Here is a 17,553-nt window from a genome sequence, read left to right as displayed (position 1 = left end):
TCATGTCAGGCTGAATCACTCATCATCGCCAGCATTCAGCTTCCAGTAACCAACGGGTGGTGATTCCAGTTTTGCTGATTGGGCTGGATCGTTGGCGAGCGGCGAGATGCTGAACGCTTTTGTGGCGAGGGAGCTTGCTCCCGCTGCGCTGCGAAGCAGTGCCAACACCTGCGAAGGGGAACTTCAGACGTACCCGGTTTGCCGATGTTGCGACTGCTGCGCAGCCGAGCGGGAGCAAGCTCCCTCGCCACAGTAATCATGTCAGGCTGAATCACTCATCATCGCCAGCATTCAGCTTCCAGTAACCAACAGCTTTGACGAACTGCTCATCCAGCCCATGCTCGTCCAGTAGCACGCGACGAATCTGCCGCGATACTTTGCTCTCAGTCGCAACCCACGCATACAGGCTGCCGGCCGGCACCTTGATCTGCCGCACGGTGCTCAGCAAATGGTCCTTGCCGCCCTCGCGCAAGACCCAGATCACATTGACCTCGGCAGCGCTTTGCAGCACTTGCTGTTCCTTGCCGTTTTCCACTTCCACAATCACCAGCGCACGGCGGTTGGCTGCCAGGCTTTCCAGGCGTCGGGCGATGGCGGGCAGGGCGGTTTCATCGCCGATCAGCAGATAGCTGTCGAAGATATCCGGCACGATCATCGAACCCCGTGGCCCGCCGATGTGCAGGAACTGTCCGGGTTTGGCCTGCTCGGCCCAGGTCGAGGCCGGGCCGTCGCCGTGCAGGACAAAATCGATGTCCAGCTCCAGTTTTTCCAGGTCGTAGCGGCGCGGGGTGTAGTCACGCATCTCAGGCATTGGGCCGCCGCTCTTGCCGGCGCCGAGCTCCAGCGTTTCCAGCGCCGCGGCTTGCTCGGCATTTTGCGGGAACAGCAATTTGACGTGGTCGTCGGTGCCGAGGCTGACGAAGCCCGCCAGCTCCGGCCCGCCCAGGGTAATCCGGCGCATGCGTGGGGTCAGGTCAACCACGCGCAAGACTTCCAGGCGACGACGTTTGATTTCATGCATGACACGGTGAATGGCTTGTGTGTTCACTTCAGTCATTCGCTTTCTCCTGGGTTGATGGAACGGCGGGGCCGTCGACGATGGCTTTGGCGGTGTTGTTCAGCAGCGTCGCGACACGCTGGATTTCTTCCGGGCTCCAGCGTCCATGGTGCAACTGCAACGCATGGCGCAGGTTATGCACGGCCTCGTGAATTTCGGCCGGACGATCATGCCCGCGCAACGAACGCTTGCTGACGTCGATGCGCATTCGCACGCCTTCGAGCGCAACGGCTTGCTCGGTCAATGACTGGCGACCGGCCTCTGTGACGCTGTAGCGCTTTTTTCCGCCTTCGGCATCACCGGTAATCAGTTCGCTCTCTTCCAGAAAAGTCAGGGTCGGATAAATCACACCAGGGCTCGGGCTGTAGGCGCCGTCGAACATGCCTTCGATCTGGCGGATCAGGTCGTAACCGTGGCACGGCTGCTCGGCGATCAATGCCAGTAACAGCAATTTCAGGTCGCCGGGGGCAAATACCCGAGGCCCGCGACCACCGCGTTCGCGGCCGGGGCGTTTTTCGAATCCGTCGCGACCGTCGCCATGTTCGCGGTGGGGAGAATGATGGTCTCTCATCTCTAGCGTTCTCTTTGTCGTGTTTAGATACAACTTAAGATATATCTTTTGTGTTTGGCAAAAGCCTCCGACCAACGGTTGGTCATCACGTCAGGCCGAACCGCCACTGAAAATGGCGTTTTCGCGGCGGCGCAAAAGATTGTCGAGACAGGCGAAGAAGTTGAAATTAGTGTTAACTCTCTAAATTAACTTTGCACGCCTTAATACATTGGTTTTGTAATATTGTTCCTACAGAAGTTGCTGTTGCGTTGCAGGTCTGGATTGTCTGTTCATTGGCTCTATGTAGTATTTATCTGACAGTCGAACATTGAATCTATCAATATTCTGAGTTTTTTCTTGCTGTGCTGGCGCCACTTTGGCTACGCCTATTGAGGAACTTGCCTGCTTACTTTCAAGACTTTTTGGTCGATCATCTTTCGGCGTTGAAAGTTGCGCTGGACCTCACTGCTCGTGACTGTCTGGTTTCAGCGCAACTTCCAATACTTAGATCCTATTATTTAAAACGACAGGTACTGAAAGATGTTCAAGAAAATCGCGTTTGCTGCTCCTCTGGCTGTTCTGGCACTGAGTTCCTCGATGGCGTTTGCCGCCACTGAAGCCAAGCATTCCATCAGCATTGTGGCCCATGTTCCATCCGACGATTTCTACGCGGTGCCAGTTGATTCGGACCTGGTCAACAAGGATCAGGACATGAGTTACAACCCGGGCACCGACTCGATGAGAACGGTTGATGGTCACTTCGATGTTCTGCATACCGCAGGCCGGGTCAACGCCCGTCTCGAAAGCGTGCCGAAGCTGATTGCCGGGAACAAGACCATCGACCTCAAGGTCGAGCTCAACGGTAAAACCCTGACGACCACTTCGCAGGAAGTAGTGGGTGAAACCGAGTCCAATGTCCGCTATCGCGCCCCGTTCAAAATCAGTGCAGTTGGCGGCAAGCCTGATGCGGGGGATTACACCGGTGTCGTCATGCTGATAGTTGAACCTTCCGTCTAAGAAACATCCGCGGCAGAACGTGTACTTATTCTAAGTAACGTAACCGGTTGGCAAACTTTCGGTTTGTCGACCGGGCTTTGAACTTCTTGCAAACAGAGTATTTGTTCATGTTCCCGATGACGCCCATCGCGGCAGCGCTTGCGTTGCTGTTGTGCAGCAGCGCATTTGCGGCGCCCACCACTATTGATAATACCCCCCGAAGTTTGCTGGCTCAGGCCAAAGGCTTGCCGGCGGATTTCGAGGAGCATTTTTTCGACGTGCCATTGGCCGTTCGGGTCGAGCTTGATCAACAGCCCCTCGGCGAGGCGATGATCGTGTTGTCGCGCGATGATCGGGTGACCTTGCTCGATTTCACCGATACCAGCGAAAGCCGCTTCGGTGCCATTGAGCGCGAAACCTGGGCTGATGTCCTCAAGCCCGGCGTCGCGCTGGGTGCCTGCACCGGTAAATGCCCGGAGCAGATGCTGGCGGTTCACTACAACCTGGAAAGCTCCTTGCTGTCGATCGTCACCGAAAACGCCGAGCGTGACATTGATGCCAAGCGTTTCTACGACCAGCCCGAAGGCGGCAGCAGCGGCCTGATGGTGCGCAACCAACTTAACCTCAATGGTGGTCAGGATCAGGATCTTGGAGGACGATTCGGCCTCGAGGCCAGTGGCAGCCTTGGTAACTGGAGCCAAGCCTTCAATATGCAACTGGCGCGCCTGGGCGGCCCGGACACCAAGACTTACCATGCGGTGCATGAGCTCTACACCCAGCGCGAACTGCAAGGCAGTTTTTTTCGACTGGGTTACTTCACCCCCAATTCCGAAGGCCTCACGCGTCAGCCGCGCTCGTTCGGTACCAGCCCTGACACCGCCGTGGGCGTGATGTACGGCAGTTCTGACAGTCTGGCGATCGACAGTCCGAGACCCAGTGTTTATCCGATTTATGTCACCGCCAATCGGCAGGCCTCGGTGGAGATATTTCGCGATGGTTTGCTGATCAACACCCAGTCAGTTCCGGCAGGTTTGCAAACCCTCGACACCCGGCCATTGCCCGGCGGTATCTACGAAGTGGAAGTGCGACTGATCGAAGACGGCCAAACCACTTCAACCACCCAGGAACTGATCTACAAACCCAACAACTGGCGTAATCTCGATGAGCGCTGGCGCTACAACCTGTTCGCAGGGCAGGAAAGCAAGCTGCTCAGTAACTGGGATCAACAGAACAACGGCGATGCGACCGCGGGCGCTGCGATCAACTACCTGCTGCACCCAAGAGTGATCCTTGGATTATCGGCACGTCAGGTCCGCAGCACGCTTCAGTACGGCAGTTCCATCGACTGGAGCCTGGCCAACAGCATCAACCTGTACGCCAATCTGTACCAGACCGAAGACCACGGTACTGGCGCTGATCTGCAGGCACTCTACAACTATGGTTCCGGCAGCCTGGTGGTCAGCCACAACCGCAGCTGGCTTGATACCACCAACACCTACGACACGTTGCCCGACGGCACCCGCGTGCGCCAACGTAATGTGTTCACTGGCGAAACCAGCAATTCATCGCTGGCGTTGAACCACCGGATCAGCCGCAAAAGCTCAATCAATGCGCGTGTCTCTCACAGCGAAGGCAATGTCGAAGGCGTCGGTTTGGATCTGGGTTGGACGCAACGCATGACGTTGCTTGGCAGTGATGCCAACTGGCGTCTGTCGCTGTTCGATCGTCCGGGCAGCTACAGCAGCGGCGATGCGCGTAATCGCGGTGTCGATCTGAGCATCAACATGGCACTGGGCGGGCCGGGTCAGCAAGTGTCCGGCAGCATCGGTTCGCGTACGGCGCGAGATGGCAGCCGTGACAACAACGCTTCACTTGGCTACCGAAAAGACCTGCAGGACCATGTGCTGCAAAGCGTCTCGGTGACCGCGCTGACCGACACCTACGGCGTCGGCTTGTCGAGCCTGGCGAACTTTCGCACCGATGCGATCAACGGCGACGGTTTCCTGCAGCGCTCTTCCTACAACGGAAATTTCACCGGCGGCCTGAACCTCGACAGCACGGTGGTCGTTGGTGGTCAGCGTATGGCCCTGACCAGTCAGCATCAGGGGCGCGGTGCCGGGATGATTGTCGACATTGAGTCCGATATCGATGGCATCGCCCTGCGTGCCGATGACCTCAGTGGTGGCAGCGTGGCGCTGCGTCCGGGGCGCAATTTCATTCCGTTGACGGCGTACAAGAACAGCTCGGTGAGCTTCGATTTCGAAGGCAACCATGTGCCGGCAGCGAGCATCGCGCCTTCCCGTACCCGCTATCACCTGAACAAGGGCGGGGTGGACTACCGCAAGATCACCGTGAGCAAAACCCTGACAGTGCTCGGGCGCTTGCTCGATGCACAAGGACAGCCACTCAAGGGGCATCACGTGATCAACCATGCCAGCCGTGGGGTGACCGAAGTCGACGGATTTTTCTCGATGGAAATGAACGCCGGTTCACCGACCCTGGAAGTGCGCTACGCCAATCAACTGTTGTGCCAGTTCCGCCTCGATGCCGATCGTCATCGCAGTGAAAACAACGTGTTGATGATCGGTGATCTGAAGTGCACGCCGGACACGCTGGCCGATGCCAGTTCCTCTGATCAGAAGGCAGGTTGAAGCCATGAAAATCTCTACTGTCGGCCTGGCGCTGGCGATGACGTTGGTGGCTCCATCGGTTGGGGCGGTGAATCAGGAGATCCGGGCACTGTTCACCCCCGATCCCTCGCAGCCGCAAAAAAACGTATTCATCAACAAGACTCCGAACAGCGGCTATTGCGCGACTTACCCGGACCAGTGCAAGGACAACAATATGTTCAGCATTCGTTTGCCGGTTCGCTTCGGACCGAGGGCAAACATCGGGCGTCTGGATCTCATCCCTGTGAAAGTACCGGCCAACTGGCGGCAACTGACGGTGACGAACAGGCAAACACTGGAAACCGAAACGGTCGAGGTGCGCATTACCGGTGTTGGTTCCGAATACGTCCTGAGTCATTCGGCCGCCAGCCTGGTCGGTGTGACAGACATTCTCGAGGGACATCAGAAACTGTGGTACGGCAGCAGCTGGGTATACGCGCCACCTCCTTGCGAGTACAGCGGTGTAGGGGCGTACTCACCCAATACGTATCGATTCTTCTGGAAAACCCCGACAGAGGCGGCCTGCAACAAAAGAACCTACTTTGCTATCCCGCACATGTCCTTCGAAAATCTGGATATTGCCTATGAACTGCGCACGCCCAACCCGCTGGGAATGTCGACCGGGCTCTATACCGGATCGCTGAGCTATCGAGTCGGCCCAGGTGCTGATTTCGACTTGGGAAGCATGCCTGCGGACGACAGTAACCTGACACTGGACTTCGTGCTGGACGTACAGCACACCCTGAAAGTCGATATTCCTCCGGGCGGGGAAAAAGTCCGTTTGACCCCGGCAGGTGGCTGGCAAAGCTGGTTGAACGAAGGTCGAAAGCCTGTTCGGCTGTTCCGCGACCAGACCTTCCTGATCTCGGCGTCGACGCGTTTCAAAATGCACCTGGAATGCGAAATCGCCATAAGACCTTTTGAGTGCATGATCCAGGACCGCAAAAACGGGCGTGCGGTTGAGGTGCAAGTCAGTACCACGTTGCCAAATGGCCTGACCGACCTCGCCGGTCAACCGGTCAAACAGCGTCGGCTACGTATCGGTGCGGAGAATGCCCAGCAGTTTCAACCGGGCTTCTATGTGGACAGACGTCCAGGCGTGTTGCACTTCGAAATTCCATCCAGTCAGATGGGTTTCATGCTCAGCCCCGGTCAGCCCGGCTATTACGCCGGCAACGTCACGGTGATCTGGGATTCGGATCTTTGATGGGCTGCGAATCGTCAAGTGCCGTCCGTTTGTGTTCAATGCTGATGAGGTTCAAGGGTATGAAACGTCTGTGGTTGCTGTTGGGTTTGTGCGGTTTTTCTTCAGGTCTTCAGGCCGGGCCGCAGATCAACGTCGGTACGGTTTACGACTATCTGGATGGTGACAAGAGCACCTACCTCAAGCGCGTGTTCAACAGCGGTGACAGTACCGCTTTCGTCAAGGTCAATATCCTTGAGATTGTCTACGACGCCGATGGAACGTCCCGTGAAGTGCCGGTCAAGACACAGGCCGATGCCAGTGCCCGCGATGGCTTGATGGCCAGCCCCGCGCGGTTGATCGTGCCGGCCAATGGCATGCAGGGGACACGCTTGCTGCTGATGGGCAACCGGGACACCGAACGATATTTTCGCGTGCGTTTTGTGCCGGTGGTGCCGGAAAAGGAAGACGACTTTGCCGTGTCCAGCGAGGAACGCGAGGAATACAAAAAGAACCTCTCGGCGGGGGTCAACATCATGACCGGGTTCGGCACGGTGTTCTTCGTGCGGCCGAAGGACAGCCGTTTCGACAGTGTGATCGAAGATGGAGCCGAGCGTTACCGGCTGCGTAACAACGGCAATACGGTGGTGGTAGTCGATGAGTTTCGCAACTGCTCGCTCAAGGACGAGACCGAATGCGAGCCGACCACCAAACACCACATCCTCGCGGGCCGGACCTTCGAATTCGAGAAAAAGCCCGGTCGCGAGTACCGCTTCAATCTGGTCGAGGGCAACGCGAAAAAACCGCTGCGCATCGCCAGCAAGCAATGATGAGGTAAACGGTGATGCAAAGGATAACTGACATGATCAAGCCAGCAGCCATTGTCGGGTGCGCAGGTGTCTTGACGCTGATAAGTGTGTGCGCATTCGCGGCACGGGAGGAACACACGTTCGAAGTGTCGGCGGATATTCCAACTCTTGGGTTTTATATAATCCCGGCCGAATCGGACTGGATTCATCGCGAGCAGATTCTGGCCTGGAACATCAATACGTCGACCTTGGGTGGGCTGCGTAAGAATTTCGACGTCAAACACGACACCAGTGCCATCGAAGCGCGGCTCGAAAGCGAGCCCTATTTGTCCAATGGACGTGATGATCAGAACATTTACCTGCAGGTCCGTTTCAATGGCCAGGAACTGAGCCACGATCCGCAACCCCGGCAGGTGGTATCAGCGGCACAAGCCACAGCGGGCGGCCGCTTTCCCCTGGAGATACAACCAAAAGTGCCGTCCGGTGGTTATAAACCCGGGACTTACCATGGAAGCGTGCAGCTGATTTTCAATGCAGCCGCCCCTGCCGGTACCTGAAGACTTGCCAGGTGATAAAAGTGATGCCCTGACGCGCCAAAAAAGAGCCTGACGATGTTCGCAACCGTCAGGCTCTTTTGGGTTCGATCAGGGCAACGTGTGCGGGTTATTGAGCTGCTCTTCTCAACGCTTCACGGGTCAGTCGTCTCGACAGTTCTTTTTGTTCATACCCCAGATCAACCAGCAATCGATCGAAGACCGCATCGCTTATCGCTTGATCGGCAAAGACGACAGTGGCCGGTACCGGTAAATCATTCATCAGCACTTTGAGCCGCTCTCTCAGTGCGCTGCGTTCGACGTCTGTCAGGTTCACCGACTCAGCCCATTCGCGCTGTGATTCGCGCAAGGTTGTGAGCTGCTCATATCGAGTCAGATACCGCTGTTTATTGGCCTCGATTCGTACCGGATACTTTTCACGCAGATAGCGCGTCCAGAAGTTGCGTTCCAGCATCTTGTTGACCAGTCCATCACCTTGCTCCAGGGATAGAACCTTGTCGTAGGCCTGATCAATCATTGCCTCGCTTACTCCCGCTACCTTTGTGAAGGGGATGCCTCTGGATTGCCAAGGCAGGTTCAACCGTTCTGCCAGGGCCGTCTGGTAGGCCTGGTACACGGCGACCTGGTCCGGATTGTCTGCCCGGCTCGCCATATCGGCCTCGACAATTTCGTTGACCAGCTCCAGGCGTGCCGCACCTTTGGCCAGGGTGACCAGTTGCTGTTCAAGCTGAGCCGGGTCGGTCGAATAGGAGTAGGCCTCCGAGGCCAGCACCTTGATACCCATGGTGTTGAAACGTTGAGCACCAGCGTTGTCATGGTTGTCCGGTTGCTCGACGGCGGTGAACAGCTCCTCGCGCAAGTTGTCATCCAGGTATACGGCGTCAAGCATGCGCCAGACCCGCTGCAGCAATTGGTTACGCGCTTCGCCACCGGCTCGGTAGTCGGCAAAATGTTGAGTGTCTGCAAGAAAGGACATGAAGCGTTCGGCCTGCGGTTCGTCGATCAATGTCGACCAGACATTCTGTCGATCAATACCCCAACCCGGCACCTCGTTCCACAGAGCGGTATTGAAGCTTGAGCGGATAATCGCATCGACTTCGGTGGCCGAGGGCACCACCGGCTTGGGAGAAAGTCCTGCCGAGCGACGAATGTCCTGATAAAGCACCTGATTGAGCTCGGACAGTTTTCCGAGATCAAGATGAGTGCGTGCCACGACCGAGGCATTGGGCGATCCGGGAACGACATCCGGAATTTGCTCAATCGGATTTTCCCGCATATCAAGAAAGAATCCGCGTGGTCTTACTGGCCAGGGTGCCTGCGGGCCAATGGGTGATTCCGGTATTTTTCAACACCACGACTTTCAGCCTTGGCATGCGACCAATATCGGGACTGATGCCCAAGGGGTTGTCTTCGAGCCGGAGTACTTCCAGATAGGTCAGATTTCTCAGTTGCTCAACTGCAGGCGCATCCAGCGCGATCCGGTTGTCGCTCAATCGCAGGCGTTCAAGCCCGCGCATGCTGCCGATGCTTTTAGGCAGGATCGTCAGTTCGCAGCCTTTGGCACTAAGTTCGCGAAGGTTGGGGAAGTCTTGCAGTAAACCATTCGATTCGCTGGCAAAACGCGTATTGTCCAGTTTCAGCACCGTGACTTTATCGAGAAAATTTTTCAGCGCAGGGCGTTTCGACCACCAGGTTTCCAGATCCAGCGACTGCAAGGCTGTGGAAAGGTCGAGGGCGTAGCTGTCCGGATCTGTGCGACTGCCGAGGTCGGTGGTTTTGCGTTCGAAGCACTCAATCAGGCGTTCGGCGATGTGCAATCCGCCCTCGTCCCGGAACTCATAAGCGCCAGGTCCCCAACCTTCGGGTTGCTGATACTCCCAACGCTTTACGATCGCGCGCAGTTCATCCAGATCGCCTTCAAGTGTGCCCATGGCCCGCATGGGATCGCCTTTTTCGATCAAGGCATTGGCGAACGTCTCTACTTCACCTTCACTGAAGTGCGGGTGCAGGTCCCTGATACGCTCATGCAGAGTGACTCCGTCTTTGCTGAGTGCCCCGCCGCGAACGAGGATCATGGTTTCGTGTTGGGCTACGGGGCGAACAGGGGGCTCGGCGAGCACCCGTCGGCGTTCGGACGATGGCGAGGTTTTGGCGATGAGCCATTGTTTGAATGGTGCTGCATCGCCCGGTTTATAACCCAGCGCCCGGCGCTGTTCGGGACCGAGGGCCTGAAGCAGTGACTCATATAAGCTATCGGCTTCATGAAGCCGTTGATTTTCACCATCGCGCACGGTGTATTTCCCGGCCTCGTCTCGAACCAGGATCCTCAGCAGCGTTGCATCTTGCGCACCGGCGCTGCAACGAAGTTCGCCATTGAGCGTACCCTGGCGGATTTCAATACGCAGGTCGGCGAAAGTGTCGGTGTTGAATCGCAAGGCGCCCAGTACCAGACGTTCGGTGTCGATGTTGGTTAATGAGTCACGGAAAATGCCTTGGGCGGCTCTTGTTGAGCCGATCTCGAACTGAAGTTCCCGTGCCTGGTTTTTCAGGCGCAGGGGGAGCTTGTTTTGCGCAAGCTGTTGGCGCTCCGTCGGGGTCACGTTGTCCATGACTTTCTCCGCGACCCGATTTGGCAGATCGGGAAAGTCACGCAGTAGCAGACTGATTTCAGTGGACGGGGCTTCGACGCTGCTCTGCGGCGAGGTACTCAGGCGTTGCAACGTATCCATTAACAGCGGTGGAGGTGGAGCGTTTTCCACATGCATTCTGCGCAAAATGGCTTCATCTGTGCCGCTGATCTGACAAAGCTGTTCCAGCTGCGAATCACTGAAGTCATCGGTGGCATGACCGAGACGACGCATCAATGTCGAACCTTCCCACTGACGCGGGTTCTCGATTTCGCTGACCCAGGCACCATGACCGTTGTGGGTGAGCGTGGGGGCATAGGCGTCGGGCCGCGCCGGATGTTTTATCCGGTGCTGACCCGTGACCGGATCATTTTCGACTTCGAATAGCTGGTCATCCAATGCGAGCATTTTCTTGCCCAGATGCTGATAAATGCCCAACTGATCCGGTTTGGCATGTTCGGGCAAGGCCACTGTCTGTTGATAGGGGGAGAGGTCAGGGTTCCACAATCGCGTCTGACCATTGGCCAACTGCACTGGTTTGAGCCCTTCGAAGAACGGCGAAAGCTTCGCCCGTGCGACATGGCCAAGCGTGGCTCCCGCTGCGAACGCGCCCAGCTGTAAAACGCTTTCGAGCACACCGAGGGTTTGTTCCCCGAATTCTGCCAACCGGCCTTCGGCCAGATCGACAAGGCCCTCGACCACTTGGTCGGTCAGTTGATAGGCGGTATAGGCGAGCATCAGTGTGCCGAGACCGGGTACGAATGGTGTCGCCACCAGCAATGCAACGTTGAGAATATCTGAAAGGATTTTTTTCAGATTGTCCCACCAGGCCCAACGCGCCATGCGGTCGGCGTACTCGGTGGAAACGGCGATTTCCCGCGCGTCATTGAGAATCTTGTTCAGTTTCTGTCGATAGAAATAGTCCCATACATCGCCGCTGAAGCGGTTTTGGCGATCATCCTGAATGTTCGACAGGCTGAACTGCAGCTTCGGATTATCCACAGGCGTGTCACGCCAACTGGGTAAGCCCGAACCTGGCGGCGCTGGATGCCATTTCACTTTGCTTAGACGGTCATTCAATCCGGCAAAAAAATGTCCCCGTTGCTGATGATCGACAAACTGGCTGAAGAACTGTTGATAGCTTCCGCGACCTGTTGCTTGCGGGTTCGGGGAATCGCGCAACTGGCGTGTCAGTTCAGCCATGAACTCCAGTAACGATGAATATTCCTTGAGAGGGTGCTCAGGGTCATGGGGGACATAGGCAATCACAGGGACAGGATTGGCAGCGGTGAGAACATCTGCCGCGATCAGGACTATACCGGTCAGCGCCACATCCATCATCGACAGGTTGTAATAGCTGACGGGTTGTCCGTTCCATGTCAATTGTGCCTGGTCATTGAGCATCCCTCGCACGGCATCATAGGCAGGCTGCCCGATATCTTTTTTCATCAGGGCAATTCGTAGCGCGACACTCAATGCGCTTTTCTGGCTGAGAATGACTTTGTTGCGCAAAAAATTGCTGGCCACTCTATTTGTCGACAATAAAAACTCTTTCAGGTGTTGTTCGTATCGAGCGCCAATATTCAGTTGGCGACACAACGATTTGAACTGCTCAATGCTCATTTTGTGCTTGAGGTGTTTTACATCGAAGTGTCCCCGGGCATCGGGCCGGGTGATGAAGGAGGAATCTGCGGTGAATATTTCGTTATGCGAAAAGTTATGCAGCGCTGCATCCAGCAAGGACACAGTTCGGCTCTTGGTGCCAGCGACAAAGTCATGCACCCACCACGAACTTTTCGCCGGCGCATACAAACGTAACCAGGTATTTTCGACGTCTTCGTCTATGTCGAAACGTTCTTTCAACGCCTGTTGCAGTATGGGTTTGGCGAAGGCGTAGACGTCCTGAAGGCTGCTCAGCGCCTTATCGACGTCGTTTTGTGCGTGCCAATGGCGTTCGATTTCATTCTTCAGGCTATCGTGCGCAGCGACAGAAGCATTTCTATTCCAGTCTGGAATTGCCAAGGCGACGTTTTTCAACTCTTGGATACGTGCCGCTGAAGCGTTCAATAGCCAGGGGGGGACGGCCTTTTTAACTAACTCGTAATGAATGCTTTTATCGGGAAATGCCAGTGGGGACTGATCTGATCGTTGACTTGTCAGGTTTCGATTGAGCATTGCTTGATCGTCCATTGATCAATAGTGGAGCGACAAGACTAGGCAAGCAACGCGCCTGAAAAAAGCGCGAATTCTGGTTTGAAATAGCGAAGGCTTCGACTCGAACCTCTCAAAATTCAAGAGTGAAAAACATACATATACCGCCACAGCTGGCTTGGCACTTTGGGGCTTAGCGTTGTGCCGTTGCCACGGCTCCCTGACACATCGTATGGGTCCCCGGTTGCAGGTACTGCGTCAGGATCGGCGCCATGCCCTTGAGCACCTGTACCGGCAGGGCAGAGGTGAACTTGAACGCTTCAGCCGAGCGTCCCGGTACGTAAGCGGTCAGCGTGCCGAAGTGGGTGTCGCCGATATAGAAGACGAAGGTCGCCGTGCGGTTGATTGATTTCGAACTGAGAATCCGCCCGCCCGAACCGATGGCTTCGATACGGTTATCGCCAGTGCCGGTCTTGCCACCCATGGCCAGCGGTGCGCCATCGGGCAGTTTGAAACTGCCGGCCAGCCGTTTGGCGGTCCCGGCGTCCACCACTTGCGACAGGGCTTCGCGCATCGCTTTGGCAACTTCCGCAGGCATGACCCGTTTACCGACATCCGGGTCATTGATCAGCTTGGTTTCATACGGCGTCCCGGCGGCAAAGTGCAGGCTGTCGATACGCAGCGTCGGCATGCGCACGCCGTCGTTGAGGATGGTGCCGATCAACTCGGCCAGTGCCGCAGGGCGGTCGCCGGAGCTGCCGATGGCGGTGGCCAGTGAAGGCACCAGATGGTCGAAGGGATAACCGACGTTCTGCCAGCGCTGGTGAATGTCGAGGAATGCCTCGATCTCCAGCATGGTGCGGATGCGGTTGTCGCGCGCACCTTTGTGCCGGCTCTTGAACAGCCAGCTGTAGACTTCCTGGCGTTCGAACTGGCTGGCTTTGACGATGTCCTTGAACGTCGCGTCCGGATGGTTGAGCAGGTAGCCCATCATCCACAGGTCCAATGGATGCACCTTGGCGATGAAGCCTTGGTCGGGCAGGTCGTAGCTGCCGGGGCCGTAGGCCTGATAGAGCCGCTCAAGGCGCTCGTCGGTGAGTTTTTCGGTGAGTTTGGCGCCGGTCAGGTGTGAGCGCACGAAGCTGTTGAAGCTTTGCTGGCTGGCCTGTGGCAACAGATACCGGTGCACGGCGGCCATGCGGATCGGCGTCGGGCGCATACCATCGAGAAAGGTTTCGAGCCGTGCCTGGGTGTCCTTGTTGCGGTACTTTTTCCAGAACTTGAGCAGGAACGACGTCCCTTCGCGGTCGGCAAAACTGGCCAGGTATTCCTGACGACGCGGGTCGCGGTCATCCTTGAGCAGTTCGGCGCTGCTGTTGGGACCGGAGTACGTGACGTAGCGCACTATATCGCGCATCAGGCGAATGAACGGCAGGTTGATCGACTCACGCAGGGCGTCGCGCAGGGTCGGCAGGCGACCGTTGTCTTCCTTGCGGAAGTTATTGAACGTGTGCAACCCGCCGCCGGTGAAAAACGCTTCGCCGGGGCTGGCGGAATATTTGCGGTCCAGCGCTGCACTGAGCAAGGGTTGCAGGCTGTGGTCCTTGTTCTCGATAAAGTAGTCGACGACCCAGCGGCTGAGGCGGTCCTGCTCCGGTATTTCGACTTTCTTCAGGTCCGGTACGCTCATGTCGGCATATTTATCGTGCAACTCGGCGATGATTTGCAGGTAAGTCGTCATCACCCGCATTTTTGCGGTGGAGCCCAGTTCCAGTTTGCTGCCTTCATTGATATCGAACGGCTGGTCAGTGCTGTCAGTTTGTACCCGCACCCGCGAACCGTCCGGGGTCAGTTCGAACAAAGTGAAGCTGTAGCGCACCTGAGTGGTGCTGGTGGGGGTCAGCAAACGCTCGCCCATCAGGCCGATTTCTGCGGCATACACGGGGTCGGCGAGTTTCTTCAGATAGGCAGTGGCCTGGGTTTGCAGTTCACCTTGCAGGGTGCTGGTGGCCGAGAGATCGAGGCGGTCAAGGTCGTACAACGGACGATTGAGCAACCCCGCCAGCCGACTGCGCGCCACGCTGATGCCTTTGTTGGTTTCGATCGGTTGGATGGTCGGCTGGGTCGCCCAGTCGCGGTACGTGACCTTGCTCGCCAATGCCGCCGCGGCGAAAGGCGCGTCGATCACGTTGTTCTGTGCCAGCAGACGAATATGGCTGTCGGTGAGCGATGCCAGTTCATCGCGGCCTTTGGTCAAGTAGTGCGAAGGGCGGCGCTGGGCGATCATCAAGGACAGCATTTCGCGCAAGGCCAAGCCTTTCTCCGCCAGGCTTTTTGGATCCGTGGCGTCGCTGGCCAGGCGTTGGTTGGCCTGGTTGAAATCGGCGCCGTACCACACGCGCAAACCTTCCGCCATGCCGTGCACTTCACCGTGTCCAGGCACAGCCGACAGCGGCACGCTGTTGAGGTAGTCGCGTACCACGTTCTGCCGCGACTTGAGTGTCTGCGGGCCGTCCTGATAAGCGCGTACGCTGGCGGAAATCATCTGGCGGATCTTTTCACCACCCGACATGGTCAAGCCATCGGGCGAATGCCGGTATTTTTCCAGTTGCGTCGCCAGGGTGCTGCCGCCCGCCGATTGGCCAGGCAGATGGAGCATCTTGGCCACCTGGGTGTAGGCCGCCATGCCAAACCTTGGCCAATCTACGGCAGGGTTGGCCAAGGGTTGGCGAGGGTCGAGCAAGAAGCGGTTTTCGATGAACAGCAGGCTGTTGACCACGACCGGCGGGATCGAGTCGAAGCTGGCATAGAGTTGTTGCGGATATTTGTACTGGTACAGCGGCGCCGCCCGGCAATCGGTGATCGACAGACCGGCCTGGATTTTTTCCGCATAGGGTACGAAAAGGCCTTTGTCGGTGTAGTTCATCAACGCCGGGGAAAAGCGGGTCTGTTCGGTAATCACGTAATTGCGCTTGAGCAATCTTGGCAGGAACTCGCCCATGGAGCTGTAGCCCAGACGCAGGTCGAACGGACCGGCGCCCGGGTAGTGAATCGCATCGCTGGGGCCAGGTTTTAGCTCATACGTGAGCGTCTTGGCGAACTTGCTGACCTCGCGAGCTTGAAATCGCGACGTGCGCATCTCTTTGGCAGCCGCGAGCCCTACCACGATGGCAATAATCAGCAGCAACAGCCAAAACGCCTTCCAGCCGTGCTTTACGCGGCTGCGAGGTGGTTTTTCAGGTAATGGCGCTTCATCCACAGCTTCAGTCGGGACCACGGTTTTACTCGAATCGGTTTGCCATAAAGCGCCCATAGTCGACTGATCCATTCACGCAGATTGATCGGACTTGTCTGAAGCTTAGACGGTGGTTGGCGATGGTGAAAAAATTGTGAACCTCCAGATATCGGTTAGCTGCTTGCCCTGTGGCGAGGGAGCTTGCTCCCTCGCCACAAAGTGAGCAACGTTGGATTCAGAGCCAGCAGGCATCCCACAGAGGGTAATCACCGATTTTTTCAACCAACCCTGCACGCAAGGGATTAGCAACGGTGTAGCGGGCGAAAGAGCGTAAATCCTCGCCGTCGCGTATTGCCCGGTCGTGATAGCCGGTTTGCCAGAATGCGCCAGTTCGATTCAGTGCCCGGTTGATCGTCAACGTGCTACGGGACTTGATGGCCTGCATGAGTTGCGCCAGGGTGCATCGTTCGATTTGGACGAGCCAATGGAAGTGGTCAGGCATGATCACCCAGGCAATCGAGTTCACTCTTCCCTGATCGTGGGCGTGTCTGAGTTCCGCTACTAGCAAACGCCCCAGATGCCAATCGCTGAATATGGACCTTCTCTGATGTACCACCGCAGTGATGAGGTAGGCCCGGCCTGATTCGGAAAAACGTCCTTGGCGCAACAAGTGTGAGTTTGGTCGTGGAAGCATTCCTTGCGTCCTTTTGATAGGTTCCTTTTGAAGTTAGTTGCTCGCTGGCCTACAGGTAGCTGTAACGTTTGCGGGAAAAGTCCGAAATCCCCAAAGAAAAGTAACCCCTGCAAACCCTTGTGGCGAGGGAGCTTGCTCCCGCTGGGCTGCGAAGCGGCCCTACATGAGCTATGGGATGTTCCTGGCCAGACCGGTTGCCTGGGTTTGCGACTGCTGCGCAGCCGAGCGGGAGCAAGCTCCCTCGCCACGGGTTCACGGCAGGCTGGAAGTGTCGAGGTGAGTGAAGACGGCCTGCATGACGCAGCACCCTTACCGCAAACCCTTGTGGCGAGGGAGCTCGCTCCCGTTGGGCTGCGAAGCGGCCCTACATGAGCTATTGGATGTTCCTGGCCAGACCGGTTGCCTGGATTGGCGCCTGCTGCGCAGCCGAGCGGGAGCGAGCTCCCTCGCCACGGATTCATTGCGAGCTGGAAGTGCCGAGGTGAGTGAAGATGGCCTGCATGACGCAGCACCCTTACCGCAAACCCTTGTGGCGAGGGAGCTTGCTCCCGCTGGGCTGCGAAGCGGCCCTACATAGGGCTATCGGATGTTTCTGACCAAACCGGTTGACGGGGTTTGCGACTGCTGCGCAGCCGAGCGGGAGCGAGCTCCCTCGCCACGGATTCATTGCGAGCTGGAAGTGCCGAGGTGAGTGAAGATGGCCTGCATGACGCAGCACCCTTACCGCAAACCCTTGTGGCGAGGGAGCTTGCTCCCGCTGGGCTGCGAAGCGGCCCTACATAGGGCTATCGGATGTTTCTGACCAAACCGGTTGACGGGGTTTGCGACTGCTGCGCAGCCGAGCGGGAGCGAGCTCCCTCGCCACGGGTTCATTGCGAGCTGGAAGTGCCGAGGTGGGTGAAGACGGCCTGCCTGACGCAGCACCCTTACCGCAAACCCTTGTGGCGAGGGAGCTCGTCGGATCGCCGCACCGTCCCGCTGGGCTGCGAAGCGGCCCTACATAGGGCTATCGGATGTTTCTGACCAAA

Annotated in this window: 11 protein-coding genes; 5 read left to right on the top strand and 6 right to left on the bottom strand. The window is 57.1% G+C overall.

Annotation, left to right across the window (positions count from 1 at the left end; genetic code table 11):
- Positions 1-271 precede the first annotated feature (271 nt).
- Together D8U69_RS19020 and D8U69_RS19015 are read right to left on the bottom strand one after the other, a co-directional pair.
- The gene (locus tag D8U69_RS19020; RefSeq protein ID WP_130903562.1) at positions 272-1,057 is read right to left on the bottom strand and encodes a siderophore-interacting protein; all 786 of its coding nucleotides are present in this window, start codon (positions 1,055-1,057) and stop codon (positions 272-274) included.
- Positions 1,050-1,628 (bottom strand): PadR family transcriptional regulator, encoded by a 579-nt coding sequence (locus tag D8U69_RS19015; RefSeq protein ID WP_130907903.1) that lies wholly within the window; start codon positions 1,626-1,628, stop codon positions 1,050-1,052. Before D8U69_RS19015 ends, D8U69_RS19020 begins: the two co-directional genes overlap by 8 nt.
- Positions 1,629-2,147: 519 nt before the next feature.
- Between D8U69_RS19015 and D8U69_RS19010 the strand changes: the two genes are divergently transcribed.
- The 5 genes from D8U69_RS19010 to D8U69_RS18990 all read left to right on the top strand — a co-directional run bounded on the left by D8U69_RS19010 (position 2,148) and on the right by D8U69_RS18990 (position 7,821).
- Entirely contained in the window at positions 2,148-2,624 is a 477-nt protein-coding gene (locus D8U69_RS19010) for a CS1 type fimbrial major subunit (protein WP_130903560.1), read from the top strand.
- A 107-nt stretch (positions 2,625-2,731) separates the two neighbouring features.
- Positions 2,732-5,254: a CS1-pili formation C-terminal domain-containing protein gene (locus D8U69_RS19005; RefSeq protein WP_130903559.1), complete on the top strand. Its 2,523-nt coding sequence runs from the start codon at positions 2,732-2,734 to the stop codon at positions 5,252-5,254.
- A gap of 4 nt (positions 5,255-5,258) precedes the next feature.
- Complete coding sequence (locus D8U69_RS19000) at positions 5,259-6,479, top strand: hypothetical protein (RefSeq protein WP_130907902.1); 1,221 nt, start codon at positions 5,259-5,261, stop codon at positions 6,477-6,479.
- 59 nt (positions 6,480-6,538) lie between these two features.
- Positions 6,539-7,285, top strand: coding sequence for a molecular chaperone (locus D8U69_RS18995; RefSeq protein ID WP_130903557.1), 747 nt, complete (start codon positions 6,539-6,541; stop codon positions 7,283-7,285).
- Between the two features lie 32 nt (positions 7,286-7,317).
- Complete coding sequence (locus tag D8U69_RS18990) at positions 7,318-7,821, top strand: CS1 type fimbrial major subunit (protein ID WP_130907901.1); 504 nt, start codon at positions 7,318-7,320, stop codon at positions 7,819-7,821.
- Positions 7,822-7,927: 106 nt separating this feature from the next.
- On the opposite strand, the gene D8U69_RS30005 is transcribed toward D8U69_RS18990, so the two are convergent.
- The 4 genes from D8U69_RS30005 to D8U69_RS18975 all read right to left on the bottom strand — a co-directional run bounded on the left by D8U69_RS30005 (position 7,928) and on the right by D8U69_RS18975 (position 16,525).
- Positions 7,928-9,094, bottom strand: a complete 1,167-nt coding sequence (locus tag D8U69_RS30005) for an NEL-type E3 ubiquitin ligase domain-containing protein (RefSeq protein ID WP_347238268.1) — start codon at positions 9,092-9,094, stop codon at positions 7,928-7,930.
- A 1-nt stretch (position 9,095) separates the two neighbouring features.
- Positions 9,096-12,482: a DUF6543 domain-containing protein gene (locus tag D8U69_RS18985; RefSeq protein ID WP_347238267.1), complete on the bottom strand. Its 3,387-nt coding sequence runs from the start codon at positions 12,480-12,482 to the stop codon at positions 9,096-9,098.
- A gap of 307 nt (positions 12,483-12,789) precedes the next feature.
- On the bottom strand, positions 12,790-15,909 hold the full coding sequence (locus D8U69_RS18980) for a transglycosylase domain-containing protein (protein WP_130903554.1): 3,120 nt from the start codon (positions 15,907-15,909) through the stop codon (positions 12,790-12,792).
- Between the two features lie 157 nt (positions 15,910-16,066).
- A complete protein-coding gene (locus D8U69_RS18975; protein ID WP_056855229.1) occupies positions 16,067-16,525 on the bottom strand; it encodes a transposase in 459 nt (152 codons plus the stop codon).
- Positions 16,526-17,553 lie beyond the last annotated feature (1,028 nt).

This window comes from Pseudomonas sp. Sample_16 (genome assembly GCF_004307665.1).
Taxonomy (GTDB): Bacteria; Pseudomonadota; Gammaproteobacteria; order Pseudomonadales; family Pseudomonadaceae; genus Aquipseudomonas.
This window is presented reverse-complemented; position numbering and strand designations above follow the sequence as displayed.

What these genes read in the sequence shown, in the direction of transcription:
- D8U69_RS19020 (WP_130903562.1), bottom strand. Translation starts at nt 1,057, where the DNA reads ATGACTGAAGTGAACACACAAGCCATTCACCGTGTCATGCATGAAATC.
- D8U69_RS19015 (WP_130907903.1), bottom strand. Translation starts at nt 1,628, where the DNA reads ATGAGAGACCATCATTCTCCCCACCGCGAACATGGCGACGGTCGCGAC.
- D8U69_RS19010 (WP_130903560.1), top strand. Translation starts at nt 2,148, where the DNA reads ATGTTCAAGAAAATCGCGTTTGCTGCTCCTCTGGCTGTTCTGGCACTG.
- D8U69_RS19005 (WP_130903559.1), top strand. Translation starts at nt 2,732, where the DNA reads ATGTTCCCGATGACGCCCATCGCGGCAGCGCTTGCGTTGCTGTTGTGC.
- D8U69_RS19000 (WP_130907902.1), top strand. Translation starts at nt 5,259, where the DNA reads ATGAAAATCTCTACTGTCGGCCTGGCGCTGGCGATGACGTTGGTGGCT.
- D8U69_RS18995 (WP_130903557.1), top strand. Translation starts at nt 6,539, where the DNA reads ATGAAACGTCTGTGGTTGCTGTTGGGTTTGTGCGGTTTTTCTTCAGGT.
- D8U69_RS18990 (WP_130907901.1), top strand. Translation starts at nt 7,318, where the DNA reads ATGATCAAGCCAGCAGCCATTGTCGGGTGCGCAGGTGTCTTGACGCTG.
- D8U69_RS30005 (WP_347238268.1), bottom strand. Translation starts at nt 9,094, where the DNA reads ATGCGGGAAAATCCGATTGAGCAAATTCCGGATGTCGTTCCCGGATCG.
- D8U69_RS18980 (WP_130903554.1), bottom strand. Translation starts at nt 15,909, where the DNA reads ATGGGCGCTTTATGGCAAACCGATTCGAGTAAAACCGTGGTCCCGACT.
- D8U69_RS18975 (WP_056855229.1), bottom strand. Translation starts at nt 16,525, where the DNA reads ATGCTTCCACGACCAAACTCACACTTGTTGCGCCAAGGACGTTTTTCC.